The sequence below is a fragment of the Nocardioides sp. zg-1308 genome (assembly GCF_013155375.1).
In the GTDB taxonomy this organism is placed as follows: domain Bacteria; phylum Actinomycetota; class Actinomycetes; order Propionibacteriales; family Nocardioidaceae; genus Nocardioides; species Nocardioides renjunii.
The window spans coordinates 1-21197 of sequence record NZ_JABJQY010000003.1; the positions used below are offsets into that span (position 1 = coordinate 1).

Sequence of the window (21197 nt, forward strand, 5' to 3'; positions counted from 1 at the left end):
AGCAATGCCCAGCCGACCGGTACTAATAGGCCGAGGGCTTGTCCCAACCACGTACAAGACCACACACGCACCACGGTCGACCCACGCGCAAAAAAACGAACACACAGTTCGCGTCCACTAGGCAGTTCCCAACCAACACACCCACCCCCACACCACCCAGCGACTGAGCTGGCGTGCACCATGGGGCAGGGGGACATGGTTGAAAGAGTTACGGCGGCCATAGCGAAACGGGAAACACCCGGTCCCATACCGAACCCGGAAGTTAAGCCTTTCAGCGCCGATGGTACTGCAACCGAGAGGTTGTGGGAGAGTAGGACGCCGCCGGACATACATTGTGGAAGTGGGGTCACCTTCGGGTGGCCCCACTTCTGCATTTCGGCGATCCTTCCACATCGGAGTCCGTGATTCCGTCCCGCGCCACTGGCTGTCCACAACTGACTCCTGCATCGGCTTGTCCACACCTGGTCGACGGACGACCGTCCGTTGTCGGAGTGCGGGACGAGGCTTGGTCCCAGGAGGTGCACTGTGACCAAGACACAGACGAAGACGCCGGCCAGGACGCCGGACAAGGATCGGACCAAGCCACAGGGAAGGCCACGGGACAAGGCGGAGGTGGACGACGCCGGCGAGCCGCTGGCTGTCGTCAATGACGTCCGCCTGGTCGGTCGGCTCAGCGGCGACCCGGTCGTGGTGGAGCTGCCGAGCGGAGACGCCCTGGTGACCTTCCGGATCACCGTGCCTCGCAGCCCGACGTCGGCAGTGCCGCGATCAGCCTCGGGGACGGGGCAGCGCGCCGACTCGGTGCCGTGCACCGCGTGGAGCCCGCGGCTGCGCCGCAGCATCCTGACCTGGCGGACGGGGGACCTGGTCGACGTCTCGGGGGCGGTGAGGTGTCGCTTCTACCAGGCGGGAGGGGCGACGCGGTCCCGTGTGGAGGTGGAGGTGCTCGCGGCCCGGATCATGCGTCGTTCATCGGCCGCATGAGCACCCCGAGGCTCGGCTTCGGCTGGAAGGACGTGGCCTTCTCGGGCAGCAGGCCGCCAGACTCCACGAGTGCGCGCACCTGTTCGAAGTCCGGGCTCGGCAGCAGCACGGCCGGTGCGACGCTGCTGGAGGCGGTGAGGGCGTCCTCCACGTTGTGGTGGTGCTCGATCCGGACGGGAGGGACGGGCAGTCGACCCAGGACCTGCTCGTGGAGCCACGAGACGGCTGCCTCTCGGGCGAGGTCGCCCGGACTGACGGTCTGCCACACGTTCCCGTCGGTGAGCACGAGGTGCGTGCTGTCGAGGGCGCTGAGGGCGTGGTGACGGTCTTGGTGGCTGACGTCGGCTCCCGCTGCGCGGCACGCCCCGGCCAGGTCGTCGATCGTGACGCCGGGGAACGTGCGGTGGATGGCGCCCAGGAACAACGGAGTGTCACGCTGGTCGACCAGCATGGCGAGCCCTGCGTCCCAGGCCGTGCCGGGGTTGTCCTCCTGCAGGCGGAGGTACGCCGCGTAGCGGTGGTGGCCGTCGGCCACCAGGCATCGGGTGTCGACGAGCAGCGTGGCGATCCTGGCGAGCGTCTCCTCGTCCCGGACCGCCCAGATGCGCTGCCGCTGACCGGTGCGGTCCAGGTAGCGCCAGTCGGGGGTGCCGCGCCCGATGTCGGTCACCAGGTCACGCAGCTCCTGCTCGCCGTGGTGCACGAGGAGGATCGGGGCCGGATTGAGCTCCATCTGGCGCATCCGGTCGGCGAGCTCGCCGGCCTGCTCGGGATGGATGGCCTCGTGGGGCCAGACGGCGCGTTCCGCCATCGAGTCGGCCCGGCGGGCGACACCGAGTGCCCCGACGAGCCCGCGAACCGTCAGGCCCTCGGCGGTGTACTCGTGGAGGTAGATCGCCGGCGCCACGTCGGCGGAGGCGCGGCCTTCCTCGATCCACTGCATCAGGCGGGAGGCGACGTCGCGATAGGGTCGCGCCAGCGCTCGCGCAGACGCCGGGTCCCCGACCCGACCGGGCGCCAGCATCACGGCCCGGAACGGCTGGAGCGTCAGGGGCTTCGCGACGTACGGCGGCACGACGCTGGCGAAGTCCATCGGAGCATCGTAGGGGGACGTCGGTCACTGTCCGGAGAGGGGTGGAGGATGCTCGTCGAGTCGTCGACGCCCATCGTGGAGGCTCACGACCTCGTCATGTTCGACCTGGACGGCGTCGTCTACGTCGGGGGTGAGGCCATCGACGGCGTGGCCGAACGCATCCAGAAGATCCGGGACAGCGGTCGGCACGTCGCCTTCGTGACCAACAACGCCTCGCGCACTCCCGACCAGGTGGCCGAGAAGCTCGAGAAGGTCGGCGTCGCGGCCTCGGGCACCGACGTCGTGACCTCCGCGCAGGCGGCCGCGCGCGTGCTTGCCGACGCCCACGACCCCGGTGCCAAGGTCCTGCTCCTCGGCGGCGAGGGACTGCGGGTGGCGCTGCTCGACGCCGGTCTGACGCCGGTGGCGGACCCGGAGGGCGCGGTGGCCGTGGCCAGCGGCTACGGGCCGGACGTGCGATGGCGGGACATCATGCGCGCTGCGACGTTGATCCGCGACGGCCTGCCCTACGTCGCGAGCAACGCCGACCTGACAATCCCGACCCCCTACGGCCTGGCGCCCGGGCACGGCGTGCTGGTGCGGACCATCACGGAGTTCGCGGGAGTCCCCGCCGTCGTGGCGGGCAAGCCCGAGAGGCCGCTGATGGAGGAGACGGTCCTGCGCGTCGGCGGTGATCGCCCGATCATGGTGGGCGACCGCCTGGACACCGACATCGAAGGGGCTCACGCCATCGACGTCCCGTCCCTGCTGGTGCTGACCGGCGTGACCTGGCTGCCCGAGCTGGCCGCCGCCCCGCCCCGGCTGCGCCCGTCGTACATCTCCCCGACGCTGCAAGGACTGTTCGAGCCGCAGCCCGTCCCGGAGCGGACCGCCCGGGGAGCCGAGCTCGGTGGCTGGTCGGCTTCGGTCACCGACGGCCGGCTCGAGGTGACGGGGGACGGCACCGACGCCGACTGGTGGCGGGTGGCGGCGACGGCGTGCTGGCGACACCTGGACGAGGCGGGGACGCCGGCCGACACCGCCGACGCCACTCCGCCCGGGCCGTCCCGACAGCTCGGCGACGGGTAGGCTCGCGGCCATGCAGCAGGTCCCTGACGACGCGGCGTACGCCGACCACGAGTCCACCGGTGTGGAGTCGGTCGACCGGGTGCTCGCCGAGGTCGCGGCCGTCGCCGACGCCCCGATCGGCGAGCACGTGCAGGTCTTCGAGCGGGCCCACGAGCAGCTGCGCCGTGCCCTCGACCAGCCGCCGTCCGTCGACGAGCAGGGTTCCTGACGCGCCGTGCCGCCCCGACGACTTCGTCTCGACCAGGAGCTCGTCCGGCGAGGCCTGGCCCGGTCACGTGAGCACGCCAGCGAGCTGGTCGCCGGAGGGCGGGTGACCGTCTCGGGTGCCGCGGCGACCAAGCCGGCGACGCAGGTGACCACCGACGTGGCGATCGTCGTCCGCGAGGACCCCACGTCGGTCGACTACGTGTCGCGGGGCGGCCACAAGCTCGCCGGCGCGCTCGAGGCGTTCGCCGCGCACGGGCTCGAGGTGCGCGACAAGCGCTGCCTCGACGCGGGGGCGTCCACCGGTGGCTTCACCGACGTCCTGCTGCGCGCCGGGGCGCGGGAGGTGGTCGCGGTCGACGTCGGCTACGGCCAGCTCGCCTGGTCCTTGCAGAGCGACGACCGCGTCCACGTGCACGACCGCACCAACATCCGGGAGCTCACCCTCGACGTCGTCGGCGAGCCGGTGGACCTCGTGGTGGGCGACCTGTCGTTCATCTCGCTGGCGCTGGTGCTCGACCCGCTGCTGTCGGTGACACGCGAGGACGGCGAGCTGGCGTTGATGGTCAAGCCGCAGTTCGAGGTCGGCAAGGACCGGGTCGGCAAGGGTGGCGTGGTGCGCGACCTGGCGCTGCGTGCCGAGTCGGTCACGACGATCGCGGACCTCGCCGCCGCGCGTGGGTGGGGTGCCGTCGCGGTGACCGTGAGTCCCCTGCCGGGGCCGTCCGGCAACGTCGAGTTCTTCCTGCTCCTGAGGCGGGGTCCGGCGCAGGTCGGGGCGGACGACATCGCCGCGGAGGTGGAGCGCGCCGCCTCGATGGGGGTGGCGGGTGAGAGGGTGGACCCGTGACCAACGACACCCCTCGGCGCCGCGTGCTGGTGGTCGCCCACACAGGCCGCGACGAGGTGCGTGAGGTCGCCCGCCAGTGCGTGCAGTCGCTCACCGGTCACGGCATCGCGGTGCGGCTGCTGCCCGACGAGGCGGCGGACCTCGGCCTCGAGGATGCCGACGGCCTGGTCGAGACGACACCGGTCGGCGACCTCCCGGGTGAGGGCTGCGAGCTGGTGCTGGTCATCGGCGGGGACGGCTCGATCCTGCGTGCCGCCGAGGTGACGCACGAGACCTGCACGCCCCTGCTCGGGGTCAACCTCGGCCACGTCGGGTTCCTGGCCGAGGCCGAGCAGGACGACGTCGAGTCCACGATCAGCGCGATCGTCGCCCGCGACTACACCGCCGAGGACCGCCTGACGCTCGACGTACGCGTCATGGTGGACAACGAGACGGTGTTCTCCACCTTCGCCCTCAACGAGGCGAGCGTCGAGAAGGCCGCGCGCGAGCGCATGCTCGAGGTGGTCGTCGAGGTCGACAACCGCCCGCTGTCGAGGTGGGGGTGCGACGGCGTCGTGTGCGCCACGCCCACGGGCTCGACGGCCTACAACTTCAGCGCCGGCGGACCGGTCGTGTGGCCCGAGGTCGAGGCGCTGCTCATGGTGCCCATCAGCGCCCACGCCCTCTTCGCGCGACCGTTGGTCGTGGCGCCGACCTCCGTGCTCGCCGTCGAGGTCCTCTCCAGGACCGAGGGGTCCGGCGTGCTGTGGTGCGACGGCCGGCGCACCGTCGACCTGCCCCCGGGCGCTCGCATCGAGGTGCGCCGTGGTCAGCGGCCGGTGCGGCTCGTCCGGCTGCAGCAGGCACCGTTCACCGACCGGCTCGTGGCGAAGTTCGGGCTGCCCGTGGAGGGGTGGCGCGGGGCCGCGGAGCGCCGGCGCCGGGAGAACGGGGACTCCGATGCTTGAGGAGCTGCGGATCAGCCAGCTCGGCGTGATCGACTCCTCGACGCTCGAGCTCGGCCCCGGCCTCACCGTCATCACGGGAGAGACCGGCGCGGGCAAGACCATGGTCGTCACCGCGCTCGGCCTGCTGCTCGGTGGACGGGCCGACTCGGGCGCGGTCCGCACGGGTGCCCGGCAGGCCCGTGTCGAGGGCCTCGTCGCGACCGGCTCGCTCGCAGGGTTCCGGCAGGCCGTCGAGGACTCCGGCGGCGAGGTCGAGGACGACCACGTCGTCCTGGCCCGCAACGTCGCCGCGCAGGGCCGTTCCCGCGCCTGGGTCGGCGGTGCCTCGGTCCCGGTGACCACCCTCGGCGAGATCGCCGAGCCCCTCGTCGCGGTGCACGGCCAGTCCGACCAGCACCGCCTGCTCAAGTCCGGCGCGCAGCGCGCGTCGCTGGACCGGTTCGGCGGTGAGCCGTTGGCCGCCACCGCGACGGCCTACGCCGAGCTGTGGGCCGAGCTGGCCGCCACCGAGCGCACCCTGGCCGAGGTCGTCGGGTCCGCCCGCGAGCGGGCGCGCGAGGCCGACCAGCTGCGGTTCGGGCTCGGCGAGGTGGAAGCCGTCGACCCGCGCCCCGGGGAGGACGCGGAGCTCGCCGCCGAGGAGACCCGACTGGGCTTCGCCGACACCCTGCGGGTGGCGGCCGAGACCGCCCGTGAGGCGCTCTCCAGCGAGGAGGGCGGCCCGGACGCGCTCGCCACGACCAGCGCGGCCCGGCAGGCCCTCGACGGAGTCCGCGAGCACGACGCGACCGCGGGCGAGCTCGCCGACCGACTGGCCGAGCTCAACCACCTGCTCGTCGACGTCGCCGGCGACGTGGCGTCGTACGCCTCCAGCCTGGAGACCGACCCGGCCCGGCTCGCTGCGGTGTCCGAGCGCCGCGCCGCCCTGACCGCCCTGACCCGCAAGTACGGCGAGACGATCGACGAGGTGTTGTCGTGGGCCGAGGACGGCTCCAAGCGGCTGCTTGACCTCGAGGACACCGGCGGCCGGATCAGCGAGCTCGAGCAGCGTCGGGACCGGATCCGCGGCGAGCTCGGCGCCCTGGCCTCCACGTTGAGCGCGCAGCGCACCGAGGCCGCGACACGGCTCGGCGCGGCCGTGAGCGACGAGCTCGCGCTCCTCGCCATGCCGCACGCGACGGTGACCATCGCCGTCACCCAGCACGAGACGCCCCGCCCCGAGACGCCCGCCGGACCCCAGCTCGAGGTGGACAGCCGCTGGGTGCGGGCCAGCTCGCACGGCGTCGACGAGGTGGAGTTCCTGCTTGCGGCCAACACCGGCGCCGAGGCGCGAGCCCTGCACAAGGGCGCGTCGGGCGGTGAGCTCTCCCGCGTGATGCTGGCGCTCGAGGTGTCGCTGGCCGAGACCGGGTCCGTGCCCACCTTCGTCTTCGACGAGGTCGACGCCGGCGTCGGCGGGAAGGCGGCCATCGAGGTCGGCCGCCGGCTCGCCGCGCTGGCCCGCAGCTCGCAGGTGCTCGTGGTGACGCACCTGCCGCAGGTCGCGGCCTACGCCGACCGCCACGTGGTCGTGCACAAGTCCAGCGACGGGTCGGTCACCACGTCCGGCCTGGTCACCCTCGACGAGACCGAGCGGGAGCGCGAGCTGTCGCGGATGCTCGCCGGCGTGGAGGACTCCGACAGCGCTCGAGCGCACGCCCGCGAGCTGCTGGAGGCCGCCGCGCCCGAGCGGGCGTGCCTCCCCGGGAGGCGGGGTCGCGGCTGAGAACATGGCGCGGATGAAGTTCGCAGTCCGCCCCCGCCCAGCCTCCGCCCTCCCCGGCGTCCACGGCCCCGCCCGGATCCACCGACGCACGGCCAGCGTCCTGGGTCGCCTCCGCGCCGGTGACGTCGCGGTCCTCGACCACGTCGACATGGACCGCGACACCGCCCAGTCGCTGATCGACGCTGGAGTCGTCGCCGTGGTCAACGCGAGCCCGATGATCTCCGGCCGCTACCCCAACCTCGGGCCGGAGCGGCTCGTCGAGGCGGGGGTCGTGGTGGTCGACAGCGCCGGGCCGGAGATCTTCGACCGCCTCAAGGACGGCTCCGACGTCCGCATCGACGGGGGCGTGGTGCACTCGGGCGACGCCCTCGTCGCGCCCGCGCGCGAGCTGACCCCCGACGTGGTGCGGACCGAGATGGCCCGGGCCCGCAGCGGCCTCGCCGCCCAGCTCGAGAGCTTCACGCACAACAGCACCGAGTTCCTCCGGCGCGAGCAAGACCTGCTCCTCCACGGCCACGGCGTGCCGAGGACCGCCACCGAGATGGCCGGGCGCCCCGTCGTCGTGGTGGTCCGCTCGCACGGCTGGGAGGACGAGCTGCGCGGCATCAAGCCGTTCGTGCGCGAGCAGAAGCCGGTCCTGATCGCCGTCGACCGCGGCGCCGACGCGATGGTGAGCGCCGGGCACAAGCCCGACGTGGTCGTGGTCACCGGTGACACCGACGACCTGCCCAGCGCCGCCGTGCTCCGCAAGGCGCGCGACGTCGTCGTGCTCGTGGAGCGTGGCGCCCCGCGCACTGCCACCGAGCGCCTCGAGCGGCTCGGCATCCGTCCCCTGCGGTTCGAGACCACCGCCACCACCGAGGACGCCGCGCTGCTGCTGGCGTCCGCCCGCGAGGCCGCCCTCATCGTGGGCGTCGGCATGCACGCGACCCTCGACGAGTTCCTCGATCGCCGCCGTGCCGGGCTCGCGAGCACCTTCCTGACCCGGCTCAAGCTCGGGCCGGACCTCGTCGACGCCGCCGCGCTCCCGCGGCTCTACGACGGCGCCGTACGCCCGCGCCACCTGCTCGGCGCCGTCCTGGCGGGCGTGCTCGCCGTCGGGGCCGCCATCAGCGTGACGCCCGTCGGCCAGCAGTGGGTCGACGACGTCTCACCCACTGTCTCCCGCACCACCACCGACCTGTTCGACGACGTTCGAGGACTCCTCCCGTGATCTCCCTGCGCCACCACGCGCTCACCATCGTGGCCGTCTTCCTGGCCCTCGCCGCCGGCATCGTGCTGGGCGGGGGACCGCTCTCCGACGTCGGGCCGACCGTGGCCACGTCGAGCCCTCAGGACGACGCCGCGGCCGACCGGTCGCAGCCGCAGGCCGACTACACCGAGAAGTTCGTGTCCACGCTCGCCCCGCCGGTCCTCGCGGGCCGCCTCGCCGACCGGTCGGTCGCCGTCGTGACGGTCCCCGGCGCCGACGAGCAGCTAGTCACTGCGCTGGCCGAGCAGGTCGGCTCCGCCGGGGGCACCATCAGCGCCCGCTACGAGCTGGGCGACGACCTCGTCGACCCCGGGCAGAAGTCCCTCGTCGACACGCTCGGCAGCCAGCTGCTGACCCAGCAGGCCGGAGGCGACGTGCCGGCGGAGGCGTCGACGTACGACCGGATCGGCCAGCTGCTCGGGCTCGCGCTGGCCACCAAGGAGGTCGGCGGTGAGGACCCCACCGGCAAGACCCGCGCGGTCGCCGACGCGATCAGCGGTGCCGGGCTGCTCACCGCGCCCGAGAAGGCCGGTCGGCGCGCGCCGCTCGTGCTGCTCGTCCTCGGCGAGGACGCGCAGGACGAGGGTGCGGACGCCGTACTCGCAGGCCTCGTCCAGGGCCTGGCCGCCCAGGCGACCGGCGTCGTGGTGGCCGGCGTGACGGCCGACGGCGTCAGCGCCGACGGGGAGCCCGGGCAGCTCGGCAGGCTCCGCGCCGACCCCGTCGCTGCCGGTGTCGCGAGCGTCGACGGCATCGACACCGTCGCCGGCCGCGTGGCCACGGTCATCGCCCTCCAGCGCTCGCTGACGACGCCCGGAGGCGCCTTCGGGGCCTCGGGTGCCGACGGCGCCGTCCCTCTCGGGTAGGATTGAAGCCCGTGAAGAGCCGGACGCCGACCAAGCACGTTTTCGTGACCGGAGGCGTCGCCTCCTCCCTCGGCAAGGGGCTCACCGCCTCCAGCCTGGGCAACCTGTTGAAGGCGCGCGGACTGCGCGTCACGATGCAGAAGCTCGATCCCTACCTCAACGTGGATCCGGGCACGATGAACCCGTTCCAGCACGGTGAGGTCTTCGTGACCAACGACGGCGCGGAGACCGACCTCGACATCGGTCACTACGAGCGGTTCCTCGACACCGACCTCAACCAGATCGCCAACGTGACGACCGGTCAGGTCTACTCCACGGTGATCGCCAAGGAGCGCCGCGGCGACTACCTCGGCGACACGGTGCAGGTGATCCCGCACATCACCAACGAGATCAAGGACCGCATCCTCGCGATGGGCGGCCCCGACATCGACGTCGTGATCACCGAGGTCGGCGGCACCGTCGGCGACATCGAGTCGCTGCCGTTCCTCGAGGCGGCCCGGCAGACGCGGCACGAGATCGGCCGCGACCACTGCTTCTTCATCCACGTCTCGCTGGTGCCCTACATCGGCCCGTCCGGCGAGCTGAAGACCAAGCCCACCCAGCACTCGGTGGCCGCGCTGCGCTCGATCGGCATCCAGCCGGACGCCATCGTCTGCCGCGCCGACCGTGAGCTGCCCGACGGCATCAAGCGCAAGATCGCGCTGATGTGCGACGTCGACGACGAGGCCGTCGTCACCGCCGCCGACGCCCCGTCGATCTACGACATCCCCAAGGTGCTGCACCGCGAGGGTCTCGACGCCTACGTCGTACGCCGCCTCGACCTGCCGTTCCGTGACGTCGACTGGACGGACTGGGACGACCTGCTGCGTCGGGTGCACCACCCGGCCGAGGAGGTCACCGTCGCGCTGGTCGGCAAGTACATCGACCTGCCCGACGCCTACCTCTCGCCCGCCGAGGCGCTGCGCGCCGGCGGCTTCGCGCACGAGGCGAAGGTCAACATCCGCTGGGTCGCCTCCGACGAGTGCGAGACCGAGGCGGGAGCCGCCAAGCACCTCGCCGACGTCGACGCCGTGCTGGTCCCCGGTGGGTTCGGCGTGCGCGGCATCGAGGGCAAGCTCGGGGCGCTGCGCTACACCCGCACCCACGGGATCCCGACCCTGGGCCTGTGCCTGGGCCTGCAGTGCATGGTGATCGAGTTCGCCCGCAACGTCGCCGGCCTCGGCAAGGCCGGCTCCACGGAGTTCGACCCCGAGACGGTCGAGCCGGTGATCTCCACCATCGAGGAGCAGAAGAAGTACGTCGACGGCGCGGGCGACCTGGGCGGCACCATGCGCCTGGGCCTGCAGCGTGCGGAGCTCGCCGACGGGAGCGTGGTGCGCGAGGCCTACGGCGCCCCGATCATCGAGGAGCGCCACCGGCACCGCTACGAGTTCAACGACGCCTACCGCGAGACCCTCGCCGAGGCGGGACTCGTCTTCTCGGGCATCAATCCCGAGCTCGGCCTGGTCGAGTTCGTGGAGCTGCCCGCCGAGGTGCATCCCTACTACGTCGCCACCCAGGCGCACCCCGAGCTGCGCTCGCGTCCCACCCGGCCGCACCCGCTGTTCGCCGGGCTGGTCGGTGCCGCCATCGAGCGCCAGCGCTCCGAGCGGTTCCCGATCGACGAGTCGGGGCTGCGCCGCAAGGACGAGGCCGAGGACGCCGCCGACGCCTGAGCGCCGAGCGGGCACGTCGTGCCCGTCCGTACCACCAGGACGGGCAGGAACCGCCCGGTCGGCGGCTGGGACGGGCACGAAGTGCCCGGTCGGCGGCTGGGACGGGCACGAAGTGCCCGGTCAGAGCTGCCGCGCCTCCAGGATCCGGCTCAGCACGAACGAGTTCGAGCGGAGCTGGGTGCGGGCGTAGGCCATGAGCGAGGGGTCCTCCGCCGCCGCCTCCGCCGCGGCGAGGAACGTCGCGTCGCCGGCGCCGAGCGGGTACATCGCCCGGATGGTGAGCCCCTGGTTGAGCAGGCCGCCCTTGAGCGTGTGCAGCTCCTCCAGGTAGCGGTGGGTGAACGGCGCGAGGAGCTCGGCCTGGCCGGGGCGCCAGAACGTCGAGCCGAGGACGAGCGTCTCCCGGCTCGCCGGCACGGCGTAGTCGACGAAGAACGCCCGCCACACCTCCTCCTTCGCCTCGACGTCGGGCCGCGCCGCCAGCACGCCGAGCCGGCGCATGCCGGCGTCGGGGTCGGGGTCGGCCTCGAGCAGCCGGGCGACCCGGTCCTCGTCGTAGTCGCCGAGCTCGGAGCGGCGTACGGCGATGCGCCACGCGAGGTCGAGGTCGGTGGCCTGCTCCGCGGCCGCCTCCAGCACCGACCAGTGGGCGTCGGTGGACGCGGAGGCCGCGAGGGTCCGCAGGGCGGCCTGGCGGGCGTCGGGGACCTCGACGAGGCCGAGCACCGCGTCGGCGAGTGCGCGCAGCAGGCCGGGTGACTCGGCCGCGGGTGCCCAGCGGTCGGCCACCTGGAGCGCCTGGCCGAGGAACGGCTCGATCAGCGAGGGGCTGGTCTCCGAGGCGAGGGCCCGGGTGAGGGCCGCCGACACCTCGCGCGGGGCCACGTCGCCGAGGAGCAGCAGCTGGCCGGCGGTGGCCGCCACCAGTGCCCGGTCGAGCGGGTCGTCGAGCTGGTCGACGTGGTGCAGCATCAGCTCGAGCGAGTGCTCGTCGGGCTTGACCGCGGCGAACGTGTAGTCGCCGGCGTTGACCAGGCGCAGGTCGCCCGCCGGCAGCTCGACCGGCGTGCGCCGGCCGCCGACCTCGTGCGAGGAGCGGCCGACCGGCACGAGGCGGTCGCCGGAGGTGTCGAAGACTGCGATGTCGAGGCGGTGCGGTCGCGGCTCCCCGCCCTCGGGGGTCTCCACCACGAGCTCGTCGCCGGTGAGGGAGATGACGTCGGTGCCGGCCTCGTCCAGCCAGGCGCTCGTCCACGCCGACAGGTCACGCCCCGAGGCACGGGAGTAGCAGTCCATGAGGTCGTCGAGGCGGGTGTTGGAGAAGGCGAAGCGGCTGAAGTAGTCACGCAGCCCCTCGACGAAGGCGTCCTCACCGATGTAGGCCACGAGCTGGTGCAGCACGCTCTGGCCCTTGACGTAGGTGATGGCGTCGAAGTTCGACATCGCGGCGGAGACGTCGGCCACCTCGCCCCGGATCGGGTGGCGGGCGGGGCTCATGTCCATTTCGTAGGCCGTGCGCTTGGAGGCGGCCAGGAAGGTCGCCCACTGCTCGGTGAAGTCGCTGGCGTGGGCCATGCCCCAGTTGGCGGCCCACGACGCGAACGCCTCGTTGAGCCAGAGGTCGTCCCACCACTGCATGGTCACGAGGTCGCCGAACCACATGTGCGCCATCTCGTGGAAGACGAACTCGGCGCGGACGGCGCGCTGGGCGTGGGTCGGGGGAGTGCGGAACAGCTGGCCGTCGCCGTAGGTGACGCAGCCCCAGTTCTCCATCGCGCCGCCCAGGTTGGGCACGAAGACCTGGTCGTAGCGCTCCTGCGGGAACGGGGACGCGAACCGCTCGCCGAAGAAGGCCAGCCCCTGGCGGGTGAGGGTGACGAGCTCGTCGAGGTCGCGCTCCAGGACCGGGACGAGCGACTGGCGGCAGTAGAACCCCAGGTCGTAGCCGTCGTGCTGGCGACGTACCTCGTGGAACGGGCCGGCGTTGACCACGACGACGTACGTCGACAGGCGCGGCGTGTCGGGGAAGGTCCACACCCGTGCGTCGTCGGTCTCGTGGTCCTGGACCGTCTCGGGGGCGCCGTTGGAGGTGACGAGCCACGACGAGGGCGCGGTGACGACGAAGCGGTGCGGCGCCTTGAGGTCGGGCTGGTCGAAGCACGCCCACACCCGCCGGGCCTCGTCGGGCTCGAGGCTGGTCCAGACGTAGACCAGCTTGTCCGTCGGGTCGACCGTGCGGAGGATGCCCTCGCCGGTAGCTGTGTTGGTGGTGCTGGCCTCGACGACGAGGACGTTGTCGGCGGCGAGCGCCGGCAGCGGGAGGCGGCCGTCCGCGGCCGCGGAGACGTCGACCTCCTCGCCGTTGAGCGTCGCGCGGTGCAGGTCCATCGCGACGTCGACGAACGTGGTGGCACCGGGCTCGGAGCAGGTGAACGTGATGGTGCTGGTGGACGCGAAGACCTCACCGTCGAGCAGCCCGGTCATGTCGACCGCGATGTCGTAGCGCTGGACCTCGAGGAGGGCGGAGCGGGTGGCTGCCTCGTGCTGCGTGAGGGTCGACAACGTCATGGGGTGACCGTACTCACTGCGTGCGAGCGCCTGCGAGGCATGCCCTAGCGTCAGGGGCATGCCCGACGAGACCGACCTGACCGCACCCGCGCAGCCGCTCGCCGACCGGCCGATGACCTGGCCGGTGGTGTCGAGCCGCGACCTGCACCGCGACGACTGGGTGGTGGCGCTCCGCGAGGACGTCATCACCCGGCCCGGCCATCCCGAGCAGTTCAGCCGGCTCAGCCTGGAGCACCCCGGTGCCGTGATCGTGCTGGCGGTCGACGACGACGAGCAGGTGGTGTGCCTGCGCCAGTACCGGCACACGAGCGGCTACGAGTTCGTCGAGCTGCCCGCGGGCCTGCGCGACGCCGGCGACGAGCCGGCGGTGGAGACGGCCAAGCGCGAGCTCAGGGAGGAGGTGGAGCTCGAGGCGTCGGACTGGCGACCGCTGCTGAGCACGTTCTCCAGCGCGGGGATCAGCGACGAGGTGCACGAGATCTTCCTCGCCCGCGGACTGACGCCGGCCTCCCGCGGCGACTTCGAGATGCACCACGAGGAGGCGGAGATGGAGACCTTCCGGGTGCCCATGTCCGAGCTGCTCGACGCGGCGCTCGAGGGGCGCGTGCGGCAGGGTCCGCTGGTGCAGGCGGTGCTCGCCTACGAGGTCCTGCGGCAGCGCGGCACCCTGGACGCGTCCTGACCCCGTCCGGGAGTAGTCTCGCTCCCGCTGTGAGGGCTGCCACACCGGCGTGCGCCCCGAGACACTGAGGAGCAAGGCATGAAGGTCGGCGTACCCAAGGAAGTCAAGAACCGCGAGTACCGCGTGGCTCTGACCCCCATCGGCGTGCACGAGCTGGTCCAGCACGGCCACGAGGTCGTCGTCGAGAAGACCGCCGGCGAGGGGTCGCAGATCCCCGACGCGGAGTACGTCGCCGCCGGCGCCACGATGCTCGACACCCCCGACGACGTGTGGGGCAGCGCCGACATGGTCCTCAAGGTCAAGGAGCCGGTCGCCGAGGAGTACGCCCGGATGCGCGAGGGCCAGACCCTCTTCACCTATCTCCACCTCGCCGCCGACAAGCCGCTGACCGAGGAGCTGGTGCAGCGCAAGGTCACCGCCATCGCCTACGAGACGGTCCAGCTCCCCTCGGGCGGCCTGCCGCTGCTCTACCCGATGTCGGAGGTCGCCGGCTGCCTCGCCCCGCAGGTGGGCGCCCACTCGCTGATGAAGGCCAACGGCGGCCGCGGCGTCCTCATGGGCGGGGTCGGCGGCGTGGCCAACGCCAAGGTCGTCATCATCGGTGCCGGCGTCTCGGGCCAGAACGCCGCCAACATCGCGCTCGGCATGGGTGCCGACGTGACGCTGCTCGACACCGACCTCGACAAGCTGCGGATGTCGTTCTGGCGCTACAACAACCGCGTCCACGGCCTCGCCTCCTCCAAGCTCGCCATCGAGCAGCAGGTGATGGAGGCCGACATGGTGATCGGCGCGGTGCTGATCCCCGGCGCCGCGGCGCCCAAGCTGGTCAGCAACGACCTGGTGTCGCGGATGAAGCCGGGCTCGGTGCTCGTCGACATCGCCATCGACCAGGGCGGCTGCTTCGAGGACTCCCACGCCACCACGCACGACGACCCGACCTACGAGGTGCACGGCTCGGTGTTCTACTGCGTGGCCAACATGCCGGGCGCGGTCCCCAACACCTCGACCTACGCCCTCACCAACGCGACGCTGCCCTACGCCGTCGCGCTCGCCGACAAGGGCTGGGAGCAGGCGCTGCGCGACGACCGCAGCCTCGCGCTGGGCCTCAACACGCACGCCGGCCAGCTCACCAACGGCCCGGTCGGCGACGCCGTCGGCATCGAGTCGGTGGGTCTCGACAGCATCCTCGGGTGAGAGGCGCTTGACTGGGCGGGTGACGCTGGGCCGCGCCGTACGCACCTACCTCGACCACCTCGCGGTCGAGCGCGGCCTCGCGGCCAACACGCTGAGCTCCTACCGCCGTGACCTGGCCCGCTACGACGAGTTCCTCACCGGCCAGGGCATCGACGACCTGGACGCGGTCACCGAGGCGACGGTGGCCGCGTTCCTGGTGAGCCTGCGCGAGGGCAGCGAGGCGCACCCGCCGCTGAGCGCGACGTCGGCGGCCCGGACGGTGGTCGCGGTGCGCGGGTTCCACAGGTTCGCGGTGTCCGACGGCCTCGCCACCGCCGACCCCGCCGCGGCGGTGAAGCCCCCGACGCCGGCCAAGCGGCTCCCGAAGGCGCTGCCGCTGTCGGACGTCGAGGCGATCCTCGAGGCCGCTGGCGCGCCCGACACGGTGCTGGCGCTGCGCGACCGTGCGCTGCTCGAGGTGCTCTACGGCACCGGTGCCCGCATCTCCGAGGCGGTCGGCCTCGACGTCGACGACCTCGACCCGGTCGACGGCACGGTGCTGCTGCGCGGCAAGGGCGGCAAGGAGCGGCTGGTGCCGGTGGGCGGCTTCGCGCGCGACGCCGTGGCGGCCTACCTCAGCCGGGCCCGCCCCGAGCTGGTCGGCACGGGCCGCGGGGGACCGGCGCTGTTCCTCAACGCACGCGGGGGCCGGCTGTCGCGCCAGAGCGCGTGGTCGGTGCTGGTGCGGACCGCCGAGCGCGCCGGGGTGACCGCCTCCGTCTCGCCGCACACCATGCGCCACTCCTTCGCCACCCACCTCCTCGACGGGGGCGCCGACGTGCGCGTCGTGCAGGAGCTGCTCGGCCACGCCTCCGTCACCACGACGCAGGTCTACACGCTGGTCACGGTCGACAACCTGCGCGAGGTGTTCGCGACGGCGCACCCGCGGGCCCGCGGATGACCATCCCGGCGCCGCGGCTGCGGCTGCTCGACGGCGTCTCGTGGGACGGCGTCGCACTGCCGGGCGACCGGGTGGGCGCGCTGCTCGCCGTGCTGGCCTCGGACCCGGCCGGGGCGTCCGACGGCCGGCTCGTCGCGGAGATCTGGCCCGACGCCGAGCCGCAGCACCCGGCCAAGGCGCTGCAGGTGCTGGTGTCCCGCACCCGCTCGGCCTCCTCGGCCGACGTCATCCAGCGCGTCGACGGCGGCTACCGCCTCGGCCTGTCCGACGACGAGGTCGACGTGCGCGCCCAGGCGGCCGCCCTCGCCTCCGCGCGTACGGCGCTGGCCGCGGGGGACGCGGACACCGCCCTCCGGCTCGCGTCGGAGGCGGCGGCGGTGGCGGTCGGCGTCCCCGACGATGGCCCGCTGGCCGAGGTCCGGCTGGCCGCGGCCCAGCGGCGTACGACCGCACGCGACGTCGCCGCGCTCGCGGCCTCGCGGCTGGGCCGGCACGCCGAGGCCCACGACGGGCTGGTGGCCGCGCACGAGCGCCGGCCCGACGACACCGACGTCCTCGTCGCCCTGCTGCGCTCGGAGGCGGCGACGGCCGGCCCTGCCGCGGCGCTCACGCGCTACGAGGACTACCGCGCGGACCTCGCCGACCGGCTGGGCGTCGACCCCGACCCGGCGCTGCAGCGCCTCCACGCGGAGCTGCTCGCGGCGGACGAGCCGGTGCGCACGGGCTTGAGGTACGACGGCGCCGGCCTGCTCGGGCGCGAGCAGGACCTCGCCAGCCTCCGGGCGGCGCTCGCGACGTCGCGGCTGGTCACCGTGCTGGGTCCCGGCGGCATCGGCAAGACCAGCATCGCCCAGGTCCTCGCCCGGGAGTCGACGCTGGCGCGGGTGCACGTGGTGGAGCTGGTCGGGGTGGGCGCCGGTGACGACGTCGTCGCGGCCGTGGGCGCCGCGCTGGGGGTCCGGGGGTCGGTCACCCCCCGGCTCGCGCTCAGCCCGGCGCAGCAGGCCGACGTCCGCGGGCGGATCGCCCAGGAGCTCGATGCCGGCCCCGCCCTGCTCGTCCTCGACAACTGCGAGCACGTCCTCGAGCCGGTCGCCGCGCTCGTCGCCTTCCTGCTGGCCACCACGCGCGACCTACGGGTGCTGGCGACCAGCCGCGCGCCGCTCAGGCTGGCGGCCGAGCGGGCGGTGCCGCTGACCCAGCTGTCGACGGTCGACGCCGAGGAGCTGTTCGTCCGCCGCGCCTCGGCGACGCGACCGGGCACGGTGCTGGACCCGGCGGCCGTCCGATCGGTCGTGCAGCGGCTCGACGGCCTCCCGCTCGCCGTCGAGCTCGCCGCGGCGCGGGTGCGCACCATGAGCGTCAGCGAGGTCGCCGCGGCCCTCGAGGACCGCTTCGCCACCCTGCGCACCCGCGACCGCAGCATGCCTGACCGGCACCGCACGCTCGAGGCGGTGATCGCGTGGTCGTGGGACCTCCTCGGCGAGCGGGAGCGCCGCGCCCTCGCGCACCTCTCGGTGTTCCAGGACGGCTTCGACCGGTCCACGGCGCTGGCCGTGCTCGGCGCCGACGGTCCCGACGTCGTGGAGGAGCTCGTCGAGCAGTCGCTCCTCGTGGTCGGCGAGGCCGGCTCCGGCGTGCGCTTCCGGGCGCTGGAGACCATCAGGGAGTTCGCCGCCGACCAGCTCGTCCGCACCGGTGAGCAGGACGCCGCCGTGGCGGCGCAGCGGCGGTGGGCGGTCGGCGTGGCGGCCCGGTCGCAGGACCTGGTGCTCGCCGACGACCAGGTCGCGATGGTCGACGCACTGGTGCGGGAGCAGAACAACCTCACCGACGTGCTGCGCCAGGCTCTCGACGTCGGCGACCGCGAGCTCGTCGCCCGCCTGGTGTCCCTGCTGGGGAGCCTGTGGACCGTGACCGGCGACCAGCCGAGGATCTTCGCGGTCTGCGACGCCGCGGCCGAGCTCATGGCGGGGTGGGAGGTGCCGCCGGGGCTGCACCGCTACGCCGAGGAGGCGGGCGGCGTGCTGATGATCCACCTGGGGTGGATGCCCGCCGCCGACCTCTCCGGGCTCCGCGGCCTCCTGGTGCAGCGGGACACGCCCACCGGGCCGTGGGGTCTGATCGCGCACACCGTGCACGTCGTCGACACGCCGGTCGACGTCGGGACGCGGATGGCGGAGGTGGCCGCGCGGCAGGAGCGCCCGGCCATGGCCGGCGCGCTGCTGATGTGGGCGGCGATCGTCGCCGAGAACGCGGGAGACGTGGCGGCCGCGCGGTCGTACGCCACCGGCGCGCTGGCGGCGGGGCCGCTGCCGCCCTACCTCATGGCGTCCGTCCATGCCGAGCTGAGCCAGCTGTCGATGGCGGTGGGGGACCACCACGGAGCCGCCCACCACGCCGAGGTGGCGTGGCCGCTGCTCCGGCTCGTGCACTCGATGACCGACGCCTACAGCCTCCGGATGGCGACGGCCATCTCGCCCCTGCTCGACGGCGACCTCGACCGGGCCGAGCGGTTGCTGGAGGGGATCGGGCCGCCCGACGGCGAGCACTCGCAGATGGGTGCTCGGCTGACCTGGCAGGTCGCCCAGGCGGAGCTCGCGCTGGCCCGCGGCCACCACGCCGAGGCGATCCGTCGCTACGACGCCATCGTCCGGATGGTCTCCGAGAGCGAGCCCGGTGCCGCCAACCCGTGGCTGATGCTGGCCGGGTCCGCGGCCCTGGTGACCCACGCCCGCTTCGGCACCCGCGAGCAGGACCCCCGTGCCGACGAGCTGCGCGACCTCCTGGTCGGCACCGGCGCGGGCCTGCCCGACGGTGCCCTGTGGTTCACCGACCTGCCGCTCAACGGCGTGCTGATGGTGGCGCTGGCCGCCTGGATCCTGCGGTTCGGTGAGGCCGACCAGCACGAGGACGCCACCCTGCTGCTGGCCACCGCCCACCGCTGGGCCTACAACCGCAGCATCCCCGTCATGGCGTGGGAGCCGCTCGTGGCGCTCGCGGACGCAGCGGTGCCGGGGCGGGTCGACCGGCTCCTCGAGGAGCAGGCCGACCGCCCCGGCTTCGACCTGCTTCCCGCGGCGGCGGAGGTCGTCGGCCGGCTGCGCCGCACGTGGCGGCGGCCGCCGGTCACATCTTCCGGTTGAACGCCCGCACCGACAGCGGCGCGAAGACGGCGATGATCACGCCGCACCCGAGCAGGGCCCACCCGACGGCGGCGGTGACCGCCCCCTCGTTGGCGAGGTCGCGGATGGCGGTGATCACCAGGGAGACCGGGTTGACCTCGGCGAAGGTCTGCAGCGGCTCGGGCATCGTGTCGGTCGGGACGAAGGCGTTGGACAGGAACGTCAGCGGGAACATCACCAGCAGCGAGATGCCCTGCACACCGGCGGCGTTGCGGCCCACGATGCCGAACAGCGTGAAGATCCACGCCAGCGACCACCCGGCCAGCATCGCGAGCAGCACGGCGGCGGCGACGCCCAGGACACCTCCACCGGGTCGGTAGCCGATGGCGATGCCCACCGCGAACGTCAGCACCGAGGCGATGAAGTAGCGCAGGAGGTCGGCGACCATCGGACCGGCGAGGGGCGCGATCCGTGAGATCGGCAGCACCTTGAACCGGTCGAAGACGCCGGTGTCCATGTCCTGCCGCAGCTGGACGCCGGTCGCGACGCACGCCGTCAGCACGGTCTGGCCGATGAGGCCGGTGATGATGAGGGGCAGGTAGCTCTGCACGTCACCGGACACGGCGCCGCCGAAGATGTAGGCGAACATGGCCGTGAAGACGAGCGGCTGGATCGTGACGTCGAACATCACCTCCATGCTGCGCCGCATCTTCATGGCGGCCCGCCAGGCGAGGGTCCAGACCTGGCTGAGGGTGTCGGAGACGCTGACGTGGTCGGGGCGGCCCGCCAGGTCGGCGGGGTCGGTCATCGGCACGGTGCTCATCGCGTGGCCTCCATCTGGTGGGTGCGGTCGGTGGGGGTGGTCCCGGCAGCCGGCTCCTCGTCGGAGCCGTCCGGCGCCTGGGTGTCGTGACCGGTGAGGGCCAGGAAGACCTCGTCGAGCGAGGGCTTCTGGACGGTGACCGACTCGATGGTCACGTCGCGGTCGCGGAGGGCGACCAGGACGTCGACCGACTGGTCGGTGCGGGTCAGCGGCACGTTGATCCGGCGGGCCTCCGGGGTGAGGACGGCCTCCTCGCCGAGGAGGCGGCGGACCTCCTCCACCACCAGCGGGAGGTCCCCGGGGTCGGCCAGCTGCAGCTGGAGGGTGGACTGCCCGACCGACGACTTCAGCTCGTCGGCGGTGCCCTCGGCGACCTTGCGGCCGCGGTCGATCACCGCGATGCGGTCGGCGAGCTGGTCGGCCTCGTCGAGGTACTGCGTGGTGAGCAGCACGGTGCAGCCGGTGCGGACGAGGTCGCGGATGGTGTCCCACATCTGGCCGCGGGTCCGCGGGTCCAGGCCCGTGGTCGGCTCGTCGAGGAAGATCAGCGGCGGCCGGGTCAGGAGGCTGACGGCGAGGTCGAGCCGGCGCCGCATGCCGCCGGAGAACGCCGAGATCGGCTTCTTCGCGGCCTCGGTCAGGTCGAACTGCTCGAGCAGCTCGGCCCCGCGGGTCCGGGACTCGGTGCGCCCCAGCCCCTGCAGCCGGGCGAAGAGCCAGAGGTTCTCCGTGGCGGTCAGGTTCTCGTCGACGGAGGCGTACTGCCCGGTGACGCCGAGGAGGCGGCGTACGGCGTGGGGCTCGGCGCTGACGTCGCGGCCGAACACCGTCGCCTCGCCCTCGTCGATGCGGAGGAGGGTCGCGAGCATCTGCAGCATCGTGGTCTTGCCGGCCCCGTTGGGGCCGAGGACGCCGAAGACCTCGCCGCGGTGGACCTGCAGGTCGATGCCGTCGACGGCGCGCTGGTCGCCGAACCGCTTGACGAGCCCGGAGGCGCTGACGGCCAGCTCGGGTCCGGATCCGGGGCTGTGCCCAAGGTGGTGTGTGGTCATGACCCGAACACTGCGCCCGCGCGGTTTCACCCCGGTTGCGCGCCGGGTCGGGCGGTGAAACCGGCGGAT

General features: G+C 73.2%; 17 protein-coding genes and 1 rRNA gene. 14 read left to right on the top strand and 4 right to left on the bottom strand.

Annotated elements, in window-relative coordinates; all coding sequences use genetic code 11:
- The first annotated feature begins 209 nt into the window (after positions 1-209).
- Positions 210-327 (top strand): 5S ribosomal RNA (gene rrf, locus HN031_RS14870).
- A 285-nt stretch (positions 328-612) separates the two neighbouring features.
- Complete coding sequence (locus HN031_RS14875; RefSeq protein ID WP_172271748.1) at positions 613-984, top strand: single-stranded DNA-binding protein; 372 nt, start codon at positions 613-615, stop codon at positions 982-984.
- On the opposite strand, the gene HN031_RS14880 is transcribed toward HN031_RS14875, so the two are convergent.
- Positions 959-2077 (bottom strand): DUF1015 family protein, encoded by a 1119-nt coding sequence (locus HN031_RS14880; RefSeq protein ID WP_172271750.1) that lies wholly within the window; start codon positions 2075-2077, stop codon positions 959-961. The genes HN031_RS14875 and HN031_RS14880 overlap by 26 nt on opposite strands.
- A gap of 48 nt (positions 2078-2125) precedes the next feature.
- On the opposite strand from HN031_RS14880, the gene HN031_RS14885 reads away from it, so the two are divergent.
- From HN031_RS14885 to HN031_RS14920, 8 genes are read left to right on the top strand one after another with little or no spacing between them, the layout of a single operon-like run.
- Positions 2126-3145, top strand: a complete 1020-nt coding sequence (locus tag HN031_RS14885; protein ID WP_253943474.1) for an HAD-IIA family hydrolase — start codon at positions 2126-2128, stop codon at positions 3143-3145.
- 10 nt (positions 3146-3155) lie between these two features.
- Positions 3156-3353 (top strand): hypothetical protein, encoded by a 198-nt coding sequence (locus HN031_RS14890; protein WP_172271752.1) that lies wholly within the window; start codon positions 3156-3158, stop codon positions 3351-3353.
- Between the two features lie 6 nt (positions 3354-3359).
- Complete coding sequence (locus tag HN031_RS14895) at positions 3360-4199, top strand: TlyA family RNA methyltransferase (RefSeq protein ID WP_172271754.1); 840 nt, start codon at positions 3360-3362, stop codon at positions 4197-4199.
- Positions 4196-5146 (top strand): NAD kinase, encoded by a 951-nt coding sequence (locus HN031_RS14900; protein ID WP_172271756.1) that lies wholly within the window; start codon positions 4196-4198, stop codon positions 5144-5146. The genes HN031_RS14895 and HN031_RS14900 overlap by 4 nt, the downstream gene beginning before the upstream one ends.
- On the top strand, positions 5139-6911 hold the full coding sequence (gene recN / locus HN031_RS14905; protein ID WP_172271758.1) for a DNA repair protein RecN: 1773 nt from the start codon (positions 5139-5141) through the stop codon (positions 6909-6911). Before HN031_RS14900 ends, recN begins: the two co-directional genes overlap by 8 nt.
- Before the next feature lie 13 nt (positions 6912-6924).
- Positions 6925-8124, top strand: a complete 1200-nt coding sequence (steA, locus tag HN031_RS14910) for a putative cytokinetic ring protein SteA (protein ID WP_172271760.1) — start codon at positions 6925-6927, stop codon at positions 8122-8124.
- Positions 8121-9029: a copper transporter gene (locus HN031_RS14915; protein ID WP_172271762.1), complete on the top strand. Its 909-nt coding sequence runs from the start codon at positions 8121-8123 to the stop codon at positions 9027-9029. Before steA ends, HN031_RS14915 begins: the two co-directional genes overlap by 4 nt.
- A gap of 11 nt (positions 9030-9040) precedes the next feature.
- Positions 9041-10744, top strand: coding sequence for a CTP synthase (locus HN031_RS14920; RefSeq protein WP_172271764.1), 1704 nt, complete (start codon positions 9041-9043; stop codon positions 10742-10744).
- A 120-nt stretch (positions 10745-10864) separates the two neighbouring features.
- On the opposite strand, the gene pepN is transcribed toward HN031_RS14920, so the two are convergent.
- Positions 10865-13312, bottom strand: coding sequence for an aminopeptidase N (pepN, locus tag HN031_RS14925; protein ID WP_172271766.1), 2448 nt, complete (start codon positions 13310-13312; stop codon positions 10865-10867).
- A 58-nt stretch (positions 13313-13370) separates the two neighbouring features.
- Here pepN and HN031_RS14930 point away from each other — a divergent pair, with 58 nt between their 5' ends.
- The 4 genes from HN031_RS14930 (at position 13371) to HN031_RS14945 (ending at position 19274) form a co-directional block, all read left to right on the top strand.
- Positions 13371-13994 carry an NUDIX domain-containing protein gene (locus HN031_RS14930; RefSeq protein ID WP_172271768.1) on the top strand — a complete coding sequence of 208 codons (624 nt, stop codon included), beginning with the start codon at positions 13371-13373 and terminating at the stop codon, positions 13992-13994.
- Positions 13995-14072: 78 nt separating this feature from the next.
- Positions 14073-15188, top strand: a complete 1116-nt coding sequence (ald, locus tag HN031_RS14935; RefSeq protein WP_172271770.1) for an alanine dehydrogenase — start codon at positions 14073-14075, stop codon at positions 15186-15188.
- Positions 15189-15207: 19 nt separating this feature from the next.
- Positions 15208-16128, top strand: a complete 921-nt coding sequence (gene xerD / locus HN031_RS14940) for a site-specific tyrosine recombinase XerD (protein ID WP_322919262.1) — start codon at positions 15208-15210, stop codon at positions 16126-16128.
- On the top strand, positions 16125-19274 hold the full coding sequence (locus HN031_RS14945; protein ID WP_172271774.1) for a BTAD domain-containing putative transcriptional regulator: 3150 nt from the start codon (positions 16125-16127) through the stop codon (positions 19272-19274). The genes xerD and HN031_RS14945 overlap by 4 nt, the downstream gene beginning before the upstream one ends.
- Here the strand turns inward: HN031_RS14945 and HN031_RS14950 are convergent.
- Both HN031_RS14950 and HN031_RS14955 read right to left on the bottom strand, forming a co-directional pair.
- Positions 19258-20076 carry an ABC transporter permease gene (locus HN031_RS14950; RefSeq protein ID WP_172271776.1) on the bottom strand — a complete coding sequence of 273 codons (819 nt, stop codon included), beginning with the start codon at positions 20074-20076 and terminating at the stop codon, positions 19258-19260. The two genes, HN031_RS14945 and HN031_RS14950, sit on opposite strands and share 17 nt — an antisense overlap.
- Positions 20073-21128, bottom strand: coding sequence for an ATP-binding cassette domain-containing protein (locus HN031_RS14955; RefSeq protein WP_172271778.1), 1056 nt, complete (start codon positions 21126-21128; stop codon positions 20073-20075). The genes HN031_RS14950 and HN031_RS14955 overlap by 4 nt, the downstream gene beginning before the upstream one ends.
- Positions 21129-21197: the final 69 nt, after the last annotated feature.